Source organism: Phenylobacterium sp. (assembly GCF_030693625.1).
In the GTDB taxonomy this organism is placed as follows: domain Bacteria; phylum Pseudomonadota; class Alphaproteobacteria; order Caulobacterales; family Caulobacteraceae; genus Phenylobacterium; species Phenylobacterium ferrooxidans.
The window spans coordinates 48,289-63,242 of sequence record NZ_JAUYAF010000085.1 but is presented as its reverse complement, the minus strand read 5'-3'; the positions used below and the strand labels follow the sequence as shown (position 1 = coordinate 63,242).

General features: G+C 67.7%; 15 protein-coding genes. 6 read left to right on the top strand and 9 right to left on the bottom strand.

Annotated elements, in window-relative coordinates; all coding sequences use genetic code 11:
- Positions 1-537: 537 nt before the first annotated feature.
- The 3 genes from Q8N10_RS19950 to Q8N10_RS19940 form a co-directional block, all read right to left on the bottom strand.
- Positions 538-1,809, bottom strand: a complete 1,272-nt coding sequence (locus Q8N10_RS19950) for a TolC family outer membrane protein (RefSeq protein ID WP_304774937.1) — start codon at positions 1,807-1,809, stop codon at positions 538-540.
- Positions 1,806-2,009, bottom strand: coding sequence for a DUF2892 domain-containing protein (locus Q8N10_RS19945; protein ID WP_304774935.1), 204 nt, complete (start codon positions 2,007-2,009; stop codon positions 1,806-1,808). The genes Q8N10_RS19950 and Q8N10_RS19945 overlap by 4 nt, the downstream gene beginning before the upstream one ends.
- Positions 2,010-2,154: 145 nt before the next feature.
- Positions 2,155-3,435 (bottom strand): NAD(P)/FAD-dependent oxidoreductase, encoded by a 1,281-nt coding sequence (locus Q8N10_RS19940; RefSeq protein WP_304774934.1) that lies wholly within the window; start codon positions 3,433-3,435, stop codon positions 2,155-2,157.
- A gap of 173 nt (positions 3,436-3,608) precedes the next feature.
- Between Q8N10_RS19940 and Q8N10_RS19935 the strand changes: the two genes are divergently transcribed.
- The 5 genes from Q8N10_RS19935 to Q8N10_RS19915 are packed head-to-tail and all read left to right on the top strand — an operon-like array spanning position 3,609 to position 8,926.
- Entirely contained in the window at positions 3,609-3,911 is a 303-nt protein-coding gene (locus Q8N10_RS19935; RefSeq protein ID WP_304774931.1) for a helix-turn-helix transcriptional regulator, read from the top strand.
- An 11-nt stretch (positions 3,912-3,922) separates the two neighbouring features.
- A complete protein-coding gene (locus Q8N10_RS19930) occupies positions 3,923-4,252 on the top strand; it encodes a rhodanese-like domain-containing protein (protein ID WP_304774929.1) in 330 nt (109 codons plus the stop codon).
- A gap of 33 nt (positions 4,253-4,285) precedes the next feature.
- Positions 4,286-5,317 carry an efflux RND transporter periplasmic adaptor subunit gene (locus tag Q8N10_RS19925; RefSeq protein WP_304774927.1) on the top strand — a complete coding sequence of 344 codons (1,032 nt, stop codon included), beginning with the start codon at positions 4,286-4,288 and terminating at the stop codon, positions 5,315-5,317.
- Entirely contained in the window at positions 5,314-8,526 is a 3,213-nt protein-coding gene (locus Q8N10_RS19920; protein ID WP_304774926.1) for an efflux RND transporter permease subunit, read from the top strand. Before Q8N10_RS19925 ends, Q8N10_RS19920 begins: the two co-directional genes overlap by 4 nt.
- Positions 8,527-8,560: 34 nt before the next feature.
- Positions 8,561-8,926, top strand: a complete 366-nt coding sequence (locus Q8N10_RS19915; protein WP_304774924.1) for a helix-turn-helix transcriptional regulator — start codon at positions 8,561-8,563, stop codon at positions 8,924-8,926.
- A 73-nt stretch (positions 8,927-8,999) separates the two neighbouring features.
- On the opposite strand, the gene Q8N10_RS19910 is transcribed toward Q8N10_RS19915, so the two are convergent.
- The 3 genes from Q8N10_RS19910 to Q8N10_RS19900 all read right to left on the bottom strand — a co-directional run bounded on the left by Q8N10_RS19910 (position 9,000) and on the right by Q8N10_RS19900 (position 11,692).
- A complete protein-coding gene (locus Q8N10_RS19910) occupies positions 9,000-9,617 on the bottom strand; it encodes a class I SAM-dependent methyltransferase (RefSeq protein ID WP_304774922.1) in 618 nt (205 codons plus the stop codon).
- Between the two features lie 80 nt (positions 9,618-9,697).
- Positions 9,698-10,762 (bottom strand): bifunctional 2-polyprenyl-6-hydroxyphenol methylase/3-demethylubiquinol 3-O-methyltransferase UbiG, encoded by a 1,065-nt coding sequence (locus tag Q8N10_RS19905; protein ID WP_304774920.1) that lies wholly within the window; start codon positions 10,760-10,762, stop codon positions 9,698-9,700.
- Between the two features lie 156 nt (positions 10,763-10,918).
- The gene (locus Q8N10_RS19900) at positions 10,919-11,692 is read right to left on the bottom strand and encodes a sulfite exporter TauE/SafE family protein (protein WP_304774919.1); all 774 of its coding nucleotides are present in this window, start codon (positions 11,690-11,692) and stop codon (positions 10,919-10,921) included.
- An 82-nt stretch (positions 11,693-11,774) separates the two neighbouring features.
- Here Q8N10_RS19900 and Q8N10_RS19895 point away from each other — a divergent pair, with 82 nt between their 5' ends.
- Positions 11,775-12,719, top strand: a complete 945-nt coding sequence (locus Q8N10_RS19895; RefSeq protein ID WP_304774917.1) for an MBL fold metallo-hydrolase — start codon at positions 11,775-11,777, stop codon at positions 12,717-12,719.
- 259 nt (positions 12,720-12,978) lie between these two features.
- Here the strand turns inward: Q8N10_RS19895 and Q8N10_RS19890 are convergent, their stop codons facing one another.
- Genes Q8N10_RS19890 through Q8N10_RS19880 form a run of 3 tightly spaced genes read right to left on the bottom strand, consistent with a single transcriptional unit; the run spans position 12,979 to position 14,932 of the window.
- Positions 12,979-13,644, bottom strand: coding sequence for a TetR/AcrR family transcriptional regulator (locus Q8N10_RS19890; RefSeq protein WP_304774915.1), 666 nt, complete (start codon positions 13,642-13,644; stop codon positions 12,979-12,981).
- Positions 13,645-13,649: 5 nt separating this feature from the next.
- The gene (locus tag Q8N10_RS19885; protein WP_304774913.1) at positions 13,650-14,507 is read right to left on the bottom strand and encodes an alpha/beta fold hydrolase; all 858 of its coding nucleotides are present in this window, start codon (positions 14,505-14,507) and stop codon (positions 13,650-13,652) included.
- 20 nt (positions 14,508-14,527) lie between these two features.
- Positions 14,528-14,932, bottom strand: a complete 405-nt coding sequence (locus Q8N10_RS19880; protein ID WP_304774911.1) for a hypothetical protein — start codon at positions 14,930-14,932, stop codon at positions 14,528-14,530.
- Positions 14,933-14,954 lie beyond the last annotated feature (22 nt).

The following is a 14,954-nucleotide window of genomic DNA, read 5'->3' as shown; positions in this document are numbered from 1 at the left end:
CCGCCCGTGCCGCCGCCTGTGCCGCCGCCCGTGGCCTCGCCAGGTGACGCCGGCGCGTTGCCGCCACCGCCGCAGGACGCCAGCGCCACCGCGCTGAGCGAGGTGATCAAGAGGGTCTTAAGGTCCTTGAAGCCGGTCATCATGCTCTCCACCACCGTGTTTTCATCGGCGCATGCGGAGTCACGATCAAAGTCCCAAGCCACGCTTGAGGGACCAAAATCACCCGCCTGCCCGGTCGCGGTTCTAGGGACGGCCCGTGACAGAGACCGGACGGATTGATGACAGGTTTGTTGCGAAGCTCCCGACCGATACGAGTGTTGTCTAGGCGCCGCACAAGGCGGCCCGACAGGAGTCATGTCTGAGAGGTTCAGGAAGGGCTTTTCGGAGAGCGTCGATAAGCGGTCAGGAGGCGCCGTCAGGCCTGCACCCTGACCAGGACTTCGTCGTCCACGTTCGTTCACCCGCGCTCAAGGCGTAGGAATGTCCACCCGGTGCGGGTTGGCGAGCGTAAGCATCAACTCCCTCGGCGCAGGCCGATCAGCCACCCTGCAGCAGGGCGTCCAGGCGATAGGAAGCGACAATGGCTTCTCCACGGGCAGCGATCACCGCGCTGCGCGCGGCCAAGACTTCACGCTCCGCGTCGAGCTGGTCCAGGGTCGGCTTCTGACCGACACGCACCTCGTGACGGACACTTTCGAGGGCGGCCTCGGCCGCAGCCGCTTGATCGCTCGCCGCGTCGGCCACCGCGCGGGCGGTCCCGATGTCCGCCCAGGCGCCGACCACGGCCTCGCGCACCTGGGCCTGCGCCGCAACCACGCCGAACTGAGCGCCCCGCGCGCCCGCGCGCGCGGCCCCAACACGGCCGTTGATGGCGCCGCCGGCAAAAAGGGTCCACCGTCCCTGAACCCCGACCGTGACGCCGTCGGCCTGATATCCGGGGAGGAATTGGTCGCGAGCGCTGCTGGCGGTCGCAGTCAACGCCAAGCTCGGAAATCTTTCAGCCTGGGCGTATCGCACCCCGGCCTGCGCCGCGCGGGCCTGCGCCTGGGCCGCCAGCAAGGTTGGATTGGATTTGAGGGCGAGCGCCATGGCCTCATCCAGGGACGTCGGGATGTCCGGCGGTGATGCGAGCGGCTCCAAGCCCTCCGGCTCAGCCCCGACCACCGACACGAAGTGCGCGTGAGCACGGGCGAGATCGCCTTGCGCGCGCGCCAGTCCGGCGCGGGCTCCCGCCAGCCGCGCCCGAGCCTGGGCGACATCGGTCCTGGCGGTCTCACCCCCCTTGAAGCGCAGCTCCGCCTGACGGGCGATCTCCCCCATTTGCCGGACCTGGGCCTCATTGAGACCTAGAATTTCCCGAGCGCTCAGGACGGCGACATAGGCCTCGGCCGCCTGAGCGGCGAGCAGGGCCTTGGCGCCGCCCACCTGGGCCAGGGTGGCGTCGCGGCCGGCCCGCGCGCGCGCGATTGCGGCGCTGACCGCCCCGCCGGTGAACAACGGCTGGCTAAGCTGCAGGGCCGCGGCGCGGGGCGAGACATCGCTGCGGCCAAAGCCGAAGAAGCCGCCCAGATCGGTGCGCCCCTCGCCGGCTTCGCCGGACAGGATGAGACTGGGCAGCCGCCCTGCCCTCGCTTCGGCCAGTCGGGCGTCAGCGACGTCAGACTGGGCGCGACTTTGGGCCAGGCCGGGATTGGTGTTCTGCGCGCGCGCTATCGCCTCCGCAAGCGAAAGCGCCAGGGCGCTGTGCGGAGCCGCCAGGCCTGCAGTCAGACCAAGGACAAGGACAAGACCCGTGCGCCTCAAGATCATCGGAAAGCGGGCCCCGGCCTGGCGCCCAGCTTCTTGAACACCATCGCGGCCGGACAAAAGCCGGTGAAGGCGGCCTGGATCATGTTCAAGCCAGCGAAGATGGCCAGGCCGATCCACCAGGGATGGACATAGTGGGCCAGGGCGATGCTCAGCAGCACCATGGCGCCGGCGAAGACAAAAACCATACGGTCGAGGGTCATGATCGAGCTCCTGAGATCGGCCGGACTTCGGCCAGGGCCTGGCGCGTCCAGGCGACGATTTGGCTTGCGCTCATTGCGCTAGCGACGCGGCGTCGGGCGCGCGATTGGCCATGCCGCAGGCGGGACACACGAACTGGCGCATGGCCTAGCTCTTGATCTTGCGCAGGCCCATCGCATCGAGGGCGAGCTTTTCGTAGAAGGGCTCGCTCTCGCCGCGCTTGATCTTGCTCAGGAAGTATTTTTCGAAGGCGACCTTGGCCAAGTGGACCCACTTGCCCTCCGCCGCCCAGTTGACGTTGCGCGGCGGGATCTGCGGCTGGGCGACGAACGCGACTCCGCCATCCCCGAAATCGGCCAGGCAGAAGGCGTTCCAGGTCGCCTCGTTGGTGGCCGCCTGCCCGTCCAGGATCTGACCCAGGTTCTTGGCGATGGCGGTCACCATGCTCTCGATCATGAAGCCGGTCTTGGGCACGCCAACCGGAACCGGGGTCTTTCCCGTCGGCGCGATGGCCACGCAGACCCCGAGCGCGAAGACATTGGGGAAGGTTGGGTTGCGCTGGTGCCTGTCGACAACGATGAAGCCGCGCGGATTGGTCAGGCCGTCGATCCCGCGCACCGCGGCCACGCCACGGAACGCCGGCAGCATCATGGAAAAAGTGAAGGGCAGGTCGTGGGTGGCCTTGACCGATCCGTCCTCGGCGATCTCCTCGACGTGCATCAGCCCGGGCTCGACAGACGTCACCTTGGCGTTGGTGACCCATTTGATGTGCCGGTTGCGCATCTCGCTCTCGAGCAGGCCCTTGGTGTCACCGACGCCATCCAGGCCCAGGTGGCCGATATAGGGTTCGGAGGTGACGAAGGTCATCGGCACCTTGTCGCGGATCTTCCGGCGCTTCAGCTCGGTGTCGAGGATCATCGCGAATTCGTAGGCGGGACCAAAGCATGAGGCGCCCTGCGCCGCGCCCACGATGATCGGGCCGGGGTTTTCCACGAAACGGTCGAAGGCCTGGCTTGCCGCGACAGCATGATCGACATGGCAGATCGACTGGGTGAACCCGTCGTGCGGGCCAAGGCCGGGAATCTCGTCGAAGGCCAGTTCCGGGCCGGTGGCGATGACCAGATAGTCGTAGTCGACCACCACGCCATCGTTGAGTTCGACCTGGTTGGCGCGGGGATCGACCCGCTTGGCGCCGACGCCGGAGAAGCTCACGCCCTTCTTCTTGAACACCGGTGGCAGCTTGACCTCGATGGCGTCGCGCTTACGCCAGTGGACCGCCACCCAGGGATTGGAGGGGACGAAGTGGAAGGTGTCGCCCTGCGACACCACGCTGACCTCGGCCCTGTCGCCGACCGCGTCCTTGACCTCGAAGGCCGCGATCGCGCCGCCCAGTCCGGCGCCCAGGATGACAATGCGTGGCTTGGCCATTCGGATTTCCTCCAGAGACGGTCGATGACCAGGGCAGGGTCCGCTCAACCGGGACGATTGACTTTGACATTCATCACACCCCCGCGTCGTGGCCGGACCTAGGATGTGAACTCGATCGCTTGACGGAATATGTGAATAGTCGCATATACGCAACTATGAATTTTGACGTCCCGATGATGATGGCCTCCGCGGACGACGCCTGCGCCTTGCTCAAGGCGCTGGCCAATCCGCACCGGCTGATGATCGTCTGCTCGCTGATCGATGGTGAGCAGTCGGTGGGCGCCCTCGCCCAACGGCTGGGGGTGCGTGAGACCCTGGCCTCACAGCATCTGGGCCTGCTGCGCCGCGATGGCGTGGTGGCCGCCCGGCGCGATGGCCAGACCATCTACTATGGCCTGCAGAGCGGTCAGGCCCGCGCCCTGGTCGAAACCCTCTCGAGTCTCTTCTGCACGATCCCCGATCGCCCCCAACCCTAAGGATCCCGCCCATGTTTAGCGCCCCCAAGACCCAGGATCTCACCCCCGCCCAGGTGAAGGCCGGCCTCGACGCCCAAGAGATTCTGTTGATCGACGTCCGCGAGCCCGACGAGTTCGCCGCCGAGCAGATCGCCGGCGCGCTCAACGTGCCGCTATCGACCTTCAATCCGGCTGCACTGCCTGATGCAGCGGGCAAGACGATTGTCCTGCAGTGCGCCGGCGGCAAACGCTCGGCCATGGCCGTCGACAAGTGCCGCAAGGCCAATCAGGCCATTGAAACCCATCTGGGCGGCGGCCTTGCGGCCTGGAAGGCCGCTGGTCTTCCGACCGTCGGCGGCTGATCCTAAGCCACACAACACACAGGGAGGCGAACCATGGCGTCGCGGCCGTATCTGATCAGCGCCCTTGGCGCGACCTTGCTGCTGGGCGCCTGCGGTGAGTCCAAGCCGATCGTCCCTGCGGCGCAGACCGCGCCGACAGCGGGACGCCTGATCCTGCGGGCCCAGACGGTCCCTGACCTCAAACCCGTGCCCGGGACCCTGACCACCCGCGACATGGCCGAGGCCCGCGCTCGAATTTCCGGCGTGCTGGTCAGCTTGACCGTCAAGGAAGGTGACCTGGTCCGGCAGGGCCAGGTCATTGGACGGGTGAAAGACGACCGCCTTGCCCTGCAGACCGGGGCCTTCGACGCCCAGGTCACGGCCGCCTCCGCCGAGGCCGCGCGCGCCAACGCGGACCTGGGTCGCACGCGCGACCTCTTCTCCCATGGCGTCTACGCCAAGGCCCGCCTTGACCAGGTCGAGGCTCAAGCAAAGGCCGCCAACGCCAATCTTGCGGCGGCGCGCGCGCAGCGGGGCGCGAGCGCGGAACTCGGCGCCCAAGGCTCGATCCTTGCGCCCGCCGCCGGCCGTGTTCTGGTCGCCGACGTGCCGGTCGGCTCGGTGGTGATGCCGGGCCAGACTCTGGCCAAGATCACGGCGGGTCCGATGGTCGTACGCATCGAATTGCCAGAGGGCCAAGCCCGCGCGCTCAAGGTCGGCGACGTCGTCCAGCTGGCGGCCGAGGACCTGCGCGGCGTCGCAACGCGAGGCGCGATCACCCAAGTCTATCCCTCGGTCACGGGCGGACAGGTCACCGCCGACGTCTCCGCCCCTGGCCTGCCGCAGGACCTGATCGGTCAGCGCGTGCGCGCCCAGATCCAGATTGGTTCGCGCCAAGCCTTGATCGTTCCGCGCCGCTATGTCGTCACGCGATTTGGCGTCGATTATGCGAGGCTGGTCCGCGCGGATAACACGATCTCGGAAACGCCTGTTCAAACCACGGCTGGCCCTGCGGCCGACACGGTCGAAGTGCTGTCGGGTCTTCGGGCCGGCGACGTCCTGACCCCCGCCGGAAGCGCCCAATGAACCTCGGCATCTCCGGACGATTGACCAAGGCGACCATCGGCTCGCCCCTGACACCGCTCTTCCTGCTGGCGGCGATCGCCGTCGGCCTGCTGGCCCTCGTTTCGATCCCCCGCGAGGAGGAGCCGCAGATCAGCGTGCCCATGGTCGACATCATGGTCGCCGCGCCTGGCCTGCGGGCGCCGGACGCCGTGGAGCTGGTCGGCAAACCGCTGGAGACCATCGTCAAGAGCGTGACCGGCGTCGAGCACGTCTACACCTTCGCCGACGATAACCAGATCATGGTCACCGCGCGCTTCGACGTCGGGACCGACCCGGACGCCGCGGCGGTGCGCATCCACGAGAAGATCCGCGCCAACTACGATCGCATCCCGGCCGGCATCGCCGAGCCGCTTATCCAGACCCGCGGCATCAATGACGTGCCCAGTCTGGTGCTGACCCTGTCGCCCAAGCCGGGCGCCGCCGGCCAATGGACCGACCAGGCGCTCCATGAACTGGCCAGCAAACTGCGGACAGAGGTCGCCAAGGTCGACAATGTCGGCCTGACCTTCATTGTCGGTGGCCGTCCGCAGGAGATCCGCGTCGAGCCCGATCCGGCCAGGCTGGCGCAGCACGGCGTGTCGCTGGGCGCGCTGATGGACACGATCCGCCAGGCCAACCGCGCCTTCCCGGCCGGTCAGGTGCGCAACGGCGGGGAGGCTGTCGACGTGACGGCCGGGCGAACCCTCGCCAACGCAACCCAGATCGGTCTGCTTGCCCTGCCCTCCACCAAGGGCGAGAGCGTCTATGTCCGCGATGTCGCCCAGGTCATCGAGGCGCCGCGCGAAGATCAGGCGCGCGCCTGGCGCTATGCGCGCGACGGGGGGAGTTGGAGCGAGGCGCCGGCCGTCAGCCTGGCTATCGCCAAGCGCAAGGGCTCCAACGCCGTGGTGGTTTCGCAGGCCGTGCTGGCGCGGGTTGAAGCCCTGAAGGGGTCCTTGTTGCCCGACAGCCTGAGCGTGGCTGTGACCCGCGACTATGGCGCGACGGCCAACGAGAAGGCCAACGAGCTCTTGTTCCATCTTGGACTGGCGACGGTGTCGATCGTCATCCTGATCGGCTTCGCCATCGGCTGGCGCGAAGCCGGGGTCACCGCCGTGGTCATTCCGACCACCATCCTGCTGACGCTCTTCGCCTCCAACCTGCTCGGCTACACGATCAACCGCGTCAGCCTGTTCGCCCTGATCTTCTCGATCGGCATCCTCGTCGACGACGCCATCGTCATGATCGAGAACATCGCACGCCACTGGGCCATGGCGGACGGCAGAAGCCGGGTCGACGCCGCGGTGGACGCGGTGGCCGAGGTCGGCAATCCGACCGTGGTCGCCACCTTGACCGTCGTCACCGCCCTGCTGCCGATGTTGTTCGTCTCCGGGCTGATGGGCCCTTACATGGCGCCGATCCCGGTCAACGCCTCGGCGGCGATGGTGTTCTCCTTCTTCGTCGCCGTGGTCATCGCGCCCTGGCTGATGGTGCGTTTCGCGCGCAAGACTCTCGCGACCGGCGACGCACACCACGATGAAGGCAGGCTTGGCGCGCTCTACCGCGAGGTCGCCGGTCGGGTGATCGCCACCCGCAGGTCGGCCTGGACCTTCCTGATCGCGGTCGGTCTCGCCACCCTCGTCGCCTGCGCCATGTTCGCGACCAGGACCGTGACGGTGAAGCTGCTGCCCTTCGACAACAAGTCGGAGCTTCAGGTGGTGCTCGACATGCCGGAAGGCACGTCGCTGGAGGGGACACAGAGGGCTCTGGCCGACGCGGCCATGATTGCGCGCGACCTTCCGGAGGTCGTCGCCATTGACGCCTATGCGGGGACCGCCTCGCCGTTCAACTTCAACGGCCTGGTGCGTCACTACTACCTGCGCAACAAGCCCGAGATGGGCGACCTTTCCGTCGCCCTGGCCGAGAAGGGCGAGCGCCACCGCTCAAGCCACGCCATCGCGCTGGATCTGCGCCAGAAGCTGGCCAAGGTGGCCCTGCCCGCCGGTGCGGCGATCAAGGTCGTGGAAGCGCCCCCCGGGCCGCCGGTCATGGCGACTCTGCTGGCCGAAATCTATGGCCCGGACGCCAAGACCCGGCGCGCCGTCGCAGAGCAGGTGAAGGCCACGTTCCGCTCGGTCCCCTACATCGTCGATATCGATGACAGCTATGGCCAGCCCCGCCCTGGCCTGCGCCTGGTCCCGGACCGCGATCGGCTCGAAGCTCTGAAGGTCAGCGACCGGGACGTCTACGATTCTGTCGCCGCCGCTTTGGGCGGCCAGGTGGTCGGCTACGCCCATCGGGGCGAAGGCCGCGATCCGTTGGAGATTTCCGTTCGCCTGCCGCAAGCGGCGCGCAGCTGGGGTGAGGGCCTGGCCGCCATGCCGGTGGCCGTGTCGCAAGGCCCGGGCGGCGGGCGCCTGGTCTCGTTGGGCGAGGTCGCCACAGCGTCCAGCGAGCCGGGCTCGACCCATATCTTCCGCCGGGACGGGCGCGACGTGGACATGATCATGGGTGAGCTCGCCGGCGCCTATGAGGCGCCCATCTACGGCATGATGGCCGTCGACAAGGCGCTCAGGACCGCGGACTGGAAGCCCGGCCTCAAGCCGGACATCCGCATGCATGGCCAGCCGGACGACGAGAGCCGGCCGACCCTGCTGTGGGATGGCGAGTGGGAGATCACCTGGGTGACCTTCCGCGACATGGGCGGCGCCTTCGGGGTCGCGATCCTGGGCATCTATGTCCTGGTGGTCGCCCAATTCAAAAGCTTCCGCTTGCCGTTGGTTATCCTGACGCCAATTCCGCTCACCCTGGTGGGCATCGTCATCGGCCACATCCTGTTCCGGGCGCCGTTCACCGCCACCTCGATGATCGGCTTCATCGCCCTGGCCGGCATCATCGTGCGAAACTCGATCCTGCTGGTGGACTTCATTCGCCACAGCCAGACTGAGGGGCGGCCGTTGCGTGAGGTCCTGCTGGAGGCGGGCGCCATCCGCTTCAAACCGATCGTGCTCACCGCGGCGGCGGCCATGATCGGGGCGGCGGTGATCCTCACCGATCCCATCTTCCAGGGACTGGCGATCTCGCTGCTGTTTGGTCTCGCCTCCTCCACGCTGCTGACCGTCCTTGTCATTCCGGCGATCTACGTGGTGCTGCGGGACGACGGTGTGGCGCTCCCCAAGAGGGCGGCGTGAGCGGCTGCCCCCTCCGCGGGCTCCTTGATCTTACATGCGTATGTTCTACATTAAGCAGATGAACGCCGCCCTTGCCGTCCGCCCTTCCTCCGAGCTTTCCGAACTGGCCGATAGCGCCCAGTCGGCGGCGCGCCTGTTGAAGCTGCTGGCCAGCGAACAGCGGCTGTTGCTGCTTTGCCGGCTCGTCGAGGGCGAAGCGTCGGTCGGCGTCCTGGCCGAGCATGCGAAATTGGCCCAATCGGCCGCGTCTCAGCACCTGGCCAAGATGCGCGCCGAAGGCCTGGTGGCCACCCGGCGCCAAGCCCAGACGATCTACTATCGACTGGACGATCCGGCGGCCGTGCGGGTGCTGGACGCGCTTTGCGAGATTTATCGAGGCCAAGCCGCCGGGGCCCAATAGCGCGTGCCGTCAAGTCGCGCGGAGTGAGGTCTGAATTCAGCGTCGGCTGCGCCTTGGGGCCTAGCTCATAGCGTCAGCCTGGCTGGCGGGCGACGAGGTCTATCAAGGCTGACATGCCGGAATGACCTGTCCCCTCTTCGATCACCGCGTCGTAGGAGGTCAGCTCAAGAATCTGCAAGCCTGCGAAAGCCTCTCCAAGCAGGTCTTCAGTATAGAGGTTCTCGACGATCGGGGGCCCGCCGGTGCGGTAGCCCAGCTGCTCTGGCCGATAGCCTTCGAGGAGCAACAATCCCCCCGGCGCCAGCGCCTGCCGCATGCCTGCGAAAAGGCGCGAGCGCAGATCAGGGCCGGCGAACTGAATGAAGATGGCGGCGACGACGTCGAAGGACTCGGTCGGCCAGGACCACGTCTCCAGGTCGGCAAGCTCAAGCTGCAGTTCGACGCCGCGCTGCTCGGCTAGCCTTCGCGCCTTGCGCTGGGCGGCGCGAGAACCATCAAGCGACACCACCTCCAGGCCCTGCTCGGCCAGCCAGACCCCATTGCGCCCCTCTCCGTCGGCCACCGCGAGCGCCCGGCGGCGACCTTGCAGCCGCTGCTTCTGGCGCGACAGGAACGCATTGGGGCGCTCACCGAAGAGGTAAGTCTCTCCGGCGTAGCGCTGATCCCATAGCTCGACACCCGGGTTGCTCATTCCGTCAGACCTCCACACGCCCGAAGGGGGCATTGGCACGGGGTGGCGGCGCCCTGCGCCTGTTCGTCGGCGATTAGCATTCAGAGCTTCAGTTCCAGAACGAGGCTGGGTGACTCGTCGGCGACGCGGCGCACTCGGGTGAAGCCAGCCTGCCTGGCGACCTCGGTCAGACGCCCCGGTCCGGCCGCGGCGCCCAGCGCCAGCCCGACCTCCTGGCTCATCGACACCGGCGTGCAAATCATCGTCGAGGCCGAGTACATGATCCGGCTGAATGGATTCTTGAGGTTCTCCGACAGGCTGTCGGCGGCGTTCGGTTCCACCAGCATGCAGGTTCCGTCCGCGGTCAGGCGCGAGCGCATATGATGGGCCGTGCCCACCGGGTCGCCCATGTCGTGGAGCGCGTCGAACATGGTGATGAGGTCGAATTCCCCGCCTTCGCCGAAGTCCTTGGCCGCGGCTTGCTCGAAGCGGACGCGCCCCGCCACCCCTGCGGCCTCCGCTGCAGCGCGCGCATGTTCGACTGAGGGGCCGTGGTAATCGAAGCCGACGAAATGGGCGTTCGGGAATGCCTGGGCCATCATGATAACGGCCCCACCGTGCCCGCACCCGACGTCGGCGACACGCGCGCCCGCCTTCAACTTGGCTTCCACGCCCTCTAACGCCGGGAGCCAGACTTCGAGCAGGTTGGCCGCGCGGCCGGGTCGGAAGAAGCGCTCCGTGCCGCGGAAAAGGCAGCCGCAGCGCTCGTGCCAGCCCAGGCCAAGGCCGCTCCGGAAGGCTTGCGCCACTTTTGGCTCGTCGAGGAACATCGCGGCCGCGAGTTCGAACCCGCCGCCCATGTAGGCTGGCCCGTCCTCGTCGACCAACACCGCCCTCTGCTCGGCGTTGAGCCCAAACCGGCCATCAGCATCGTCGTAGTCAACGTAGCCGGACGCCGCCTGGGCCGCGAGCCACTCCCGCACGTTGCGCTCGTTGACGCCGGCCGTCTCGGCCAGTTCGGCCGAGGTGCAGGGCCCGGCCGCGGCCAGCGCCTTATAGAGCCCCAGGCGATCTCCGAGCACCGCCAGCGAAACCGACATCGCCGCGCCGATCTCGCCCGCGATCTTGCCTTTGAACAGGTCGAGCTTGGTGGGGCCGTCCGTCATTTTCGCAAGTCCTCCGCGTGGCGTGCTACCGACGTTGCGCGCCTTGCGGCCACGCTCACCGGTCACCAGTCTTCCCAGATATCCATCGCGGCATCCAGACGCTGCGCGGACTTCTTGACGCGCCCTGCGCCGCCTCGCCTGGATGTCTGGGCTCGTCTATGCCCCCAGCGCGCGCCAGGCCACATAGGCGGCGACAAGCAGGACCAGGCCGGCGAACAGGCGCCGTGCGAGAACGACGTGGCCCGCCAGCAGGCCCGCGCCGCGGACCCCCAAGGCGCCACCGCCCAAGCCCCCTAGGATAAAGAGCAGGGCGATCGGCCAGTTCACCTGGCCAGAGACCGCGTAGTTCAGGGAGGTCGCCGCCCCAAACACCGACACCGAGAGCAGCGAGGATGCTGCGGCGTTGGCCAGGGTCATACCGGTTGCGGCCATCAGGCCCGGCACGATCAGGAAGCCGCCGCCGATCCCGAAGAAGCCCGCCGCAACCCCCGTCAGCACGCCCAGCGGGGCGAGTTTCATTATCAGCGGCAAGGTGATGTGGACGTCTGGGTCACCGGCCGACTTTGGCCGTCGCAGCATCGACAATGCGATGGCCGCCATCGCCGCGGCGAAGAACAGCAGCAGGCGCTGGCCATCGACCGCCTTGGCGAGGCTTGAGCCGAGGAAGGATCCCATGAGGCCCGCGCCCGCGAACACCGTCGCGCAGGGCCATTTCACCCGCCCGCCCCGGCCGTGGCCCAGCAGGCTGATCGCCGCATTGACGGCGACAGCCGCGGCCGAGGTGCCGATCGCCACATGGGGATCGTCGATACCCACGACATAGAGCAGGAGCGGCGTCGCCAGCACCGAGCCGCCGCCGCCGAACAGCCCCAGCAGAGCGCCGACCACAAGGCCGCTCATCAGAGCCGAAACGATCTCATAGACGGTCATGGCGGCGAACACCGATCAGGCTTGTATCTGCATATATTCGCATATATGTTATTGCCTGACAGTGCAACCTGAGAGTTACGCCATGCGCGATCCGACCGCCCCACCCGACCCCGTCGCAGTCTCCGCTGTCGCGAAGATCGACGCCGCACGGGCCGACGCGGCCCTGCGCCCGCAGGTGAAGGCCTTTTTCGACGAGGCGACCTTTACGGTGAGCTATGTCGTGCGCGATCCGGGCTCGAAGGCCTGCGCCATCATCGACAGCGTCCTCGACTATGATCCGGCATCGGGTCGAACCTCGCACGGCTCGGCGGACGCCGTGATCGACTATGTTCGAGCTGAGGGATTGGAGGTGGTCTGGCAGCTGGAAACCCACGCCCATGCCGATCACCTCTCGGCCGCGCCTTACCTTCAGGCGGCCCTAGGCGGCCAACTGGCCATCGGCGAGGAGATTGTCCGGGTCCAGCAGACGTTTGGCGCCCTCTTCAATGTCGGTTCCGATTTTGCGCGCGACGGTCGGCAGTTCGACCACCTCTTTCAGGACGGCGAGGCCTTCGCCATTGGCGCGCTCCAGGCCATCGCCTTGCATGTGCCCGGCCACACGCCGGCCTGCATGGCCTATGTGATTGGCGATACGGTCTTCGTCGGCGACACCCTGTTCATGCCCGACTATGGCACCGCCCGGTGCGACTTCCCCGGCGGAGATGCAGCGACCCTCTACCGGTCGATCCAGCGGCTCTTGACCCTGCCCGACGCCACCCGGGTGTTCCTGTGCCATGACTACAAGGCTCCGGAGCGCACGGAGTTCGCCTGGGAGACGACGATCGGCGAGCAGCGCCGCGAAAACGTTCATGTCCATGCCGGGATCAGCGAGGCCGCATTCGTGGCGCTGCGCGAGGCGCGCGACAAGACCCTCGGCGTGCCGCGGCTTATCCTGCCCTCGGTGCAGGTCAACATGCGTGGCGGCCATCTGCCCGACCCGGAAGCCAACGGGGTCCGCTATCTGAAGATCCCCCTCAACGCCGTTTGATTGCGGCCTGTGATCAAGGCGTTCGCGATGGCCACCGTCCCGACCGTCGGGCCTCCTCGGCCCCAGCCGAGCCGACCCGCCAAGTTCATTGGTGACACAGGGGCGGCGCCGGAGACACCCCCGCATCGTGAAGGCGCCGCGAGCACGCGGCGTGGGTGTCACCGACGCCTCGACCCCAGGCTTGGAGGCCGTGCTCGACTTGGAGAGACCGACCTTGGTTCGCGTCGATGCGGAGGGCCCCATCGGTAAGCCCGTCGGGTCAGAAGGGCTGGCTATGAAGGGGCTCCAGCTCCCGCGCCTCCTCTGCGGCACGCTTCAGAATGCCGAGAACGCGCCGCTCCAGGAACCCCCCGCCCCCATGGCCCACGCCTCGCGCCAAGCCCTCTAGCAGGTACACGCTCAGGCGATCGAGGTTCGGCCCAACCCCCGCCGGTGGATCAACGGCGGGCCTATGGTCTCCGTCCCGCGCCGACGAACATCGGGCAGCCGCCAAGCGGGCGCGCAGGTCGTGATCGGTGCGGGCGCAGCATTCAAGCTCGGCCATCGCCACGAAGGGCGTCTCGCGCAGTAGCGCCCAATAGGCCTCGATGGCCGAGCTGTGGGAGTTGCTTACCTCCGGCGCGCCAACCGTCGCCGCCACCCGCTCGGCCCTTAACCGGTGCAGGTGCAGGACCAGGGCCTCCGAGAGCTGGTCTGGGTCGGGAAAGTGATAGTTGATCGCGGTGCGGACCAGGCCGGCGGCCCGGGCGATCCGCTGATGGGTTGCGGCGTGATAGCCTTCCTGCGCGACGATGAGCATGGCGGCGTCGAGAATTCGCCGCCGCGTCGCCTCGCCCTTGCAGCGCCGCTGGTCCGTCTTGGCCGGGCCCCTTGGCCTTGAGCGCACTTTCCTGCGCGATCGCGGCCGCTCCTGTTCCACCGACATTTCGTTCAGGCTCCGCGATGGGCGCCGAGAAAGGTCGTCAGCGCTAGATTGAAGGCGTCGTTCCGGTCGCCCGACACCATGTGACCCGCGCCGGCGACGTCGCTGAACGCGGTGTGAGGCGCGAGAGCCAGGAAGGCCTTGGCCGCGTCCTCGCTGACCAGCTCGCTCATGCGCCCGCGGATGAGATGCATCGGCAGCTTGAGCCGGCGCACCTGTTCGTCCATGTCGCGCCGGGGGCCGCGTTCGTGCTCCTCCTGGGCGCTGGCGACGAAGCGGGGATCCCAGTGCCAGCGGTAGCGTCCGTCCGGCCGCAGGCGCAGATTCTTGGTCAAACCCGAGAGGTCGCCGGAGCGCGGGCGGTTCGGCAGATAGGCGGCGATAGCCTCCGCCGCCGCTTCGGGGCTCTCGAACCCGTCCTTCAGGTGAGCCCCCATGAAACCCATGATCTTGGCGACGCCCGAAGCGTCCATGTCCGGGGTGATATCCACCAAGGTCAACGAAGAGAAACTCCCCGGGGCGATCCAGGCCTCGGCGTAGAGGCCAGCCAGACCTCCAAGGGATGCGCCCACGAGAGCCGGTTTGCCGCCCAGTTGATCGGCGACGCAGACCAGATCCTCGGCGAACCGCTCCAGCCGGTAGTCGCCCTCGGGCGACCACTGGCTATCCCCGTGGCCGCGAAGATCCAGCGTGACGACGCGCCATCCGCGGGCGGCGAGGTCTTTCGCGGCTCCCGACCAGGAATGCCGCGTCTGTCCGCCGCCGTGGGCCAGCAGCGCCGCGGGGCCATCGGGAGGACCCACGGCGTCCGCGGCCAGGATCAGGCCGTCGGCGCTGGCGAATATTCGCCGCTCGGTCTGGCTCATCTCCGAATTCCGCCGAGACGTCACTTGGCCGAGAGCACGATCCTCATCGACAGGTCGGCGTACTCACCGCCTGCGCGCCGGTTGTGTCTCACGATGGCCCTGTAGCGGGTCATGGCCTTGTCCGCCGAGGCGCGGCTGCACCAGTTGACGTCGTAGGCGTCCAGTTCGCGATTGAGGAAGGCGTTGCGGCAGACGCGGCCGGCGGCCAGGCGGACCTCGTGGCGAACGGCGACCTTGGCCTTGCCGCGAATGCTGATCGCCTCCCTGGTGGGCGCCCGGGTGACGGTCACGGTGGACAAATCCTGGCCCTGCGCTTGGGCCGCCGGCGCGAAGCCGAGGGCGGCCGCGCTGGCGATCAGGCCGGTCGCCAAGGCGCCGAGCGTCCGGTGACGGTTGAGAGTCGTGGGGAAGGTGGTGGCAGGCATGTGGCCTCCTTTGATGACCATG

Excerpts from the sequence above, each read along its gene's own strand:
- Q8N10_RS19950 (WP_304774937.1), bottom strand. The coding sequence starts at position 1,809 with ATGATCTTGAGGCGCACGGGTCTTGTCCTTGTCCTTGGTCTGACTGCA.
- Q8N10_RS19945 (WP_304774935.1), bottom strand. The coding sequence starts at position 2,009 with ATGACCCTCGACCGTATGGTTTTTGTCTTCGCCGGCGCCATGGTGCTG.
- Q8N10_RS19940 (WP_304774934.1), bottom strand. The coding sequence starts at position 3,435 with ATGGCCAAGCCACGCATTGTCATCCTGGGCGCCGGACTGGGCGGCGCG.
- Q8N10_RS19935 (WP_304774931.1), top strand. The coding sequence starts at position 3,609 with ATGATGATGGCCTCCGCGGACGACGCCTGCGCCTTGCTCAAGGCGCTG.
- Q8N10_RS19930 (WP_304774929.1), top strand. The coding sequence starts at position 3,923 with ATGTTTAGCGCCCCCAAGACCCAGGATCTCACCCCCGCCCAGGTGAAG.
- Q8N10_RS19925 (WP_304774927.1), top strand. The coding sequence starts at position 4,286 with ATGGCGTCGCGGCCGTATCTGATCAGCGCCCTTGGCGCGACCTTGCTG.
- Q8N10_RS19920 (WP_304774926.1), top strand. The coding sequence starts at position 5,314 with ATGAACCTCGGCATCTCCGGACGATTGACCAAGGCGACCATCGGCTCG.
- Q8N10_RS19915 (WP_304774924.1), top strand. The coding sequence starts at position 8,561 with ATGCGTATGTTCTACATTAAGCAGATGAACGCCGCCCTTGCCGTCCGC.
- Q8N10_RS19910 (WP_304774922.1), bottom strand. The coding sequence starts at position 9,617 with ATGAGCAACCCGGGTGTCGAGCTATGGGATCAGCGCTACGCCGGAGAG.
- Q8N10_RS19905 (WP_304774920.1), bottom strand. The coding sequence starts at position 10,762 with ATGACGGACGGCCCCACCAAGCTCGACCTGTTCAAAGGCAAGATCGCG.
- Q8N10_RS19900 (WP_304774919.1), bottom strand. The coding sequence starts at position 11,692 with ATGACCGTCTATGAGATCGTTTCGGCTCTGATGAGCGGCCTTGTGGTC.
- Q8N10_RS19895 (WP_304774917.1), top strand. The coding sequence starts at position 11,775 with ATGCGCGATCCGACCGCCCCACCCGACCCCGTCGCAGTCTCCGCTGTC.
- Q8N10_RS19890 (WP_304774915.1), bottom strand. The coding sequence starts at position 13,644 with ATGTCGGTGGAACAGGAGCGGCCGCGATCGCGCAGGAAAGTGCGCTCA.
- Q8N10_RS19885 (WP_304774913.1), bottom strand. The coding sequence starts at position 14,507 with ATGAGCCAGACCGAGCGGCGAATATTCGCCAGCGCCGACGGCCTGATC.
- Q8N10_RS19880 (WP_304774911.1), bottom strand. The coding sequence starts at position 14,932 with ATGCCTGCCACCACCTTCCCCACGACTCTCAACCGTCACCGGACGCTC.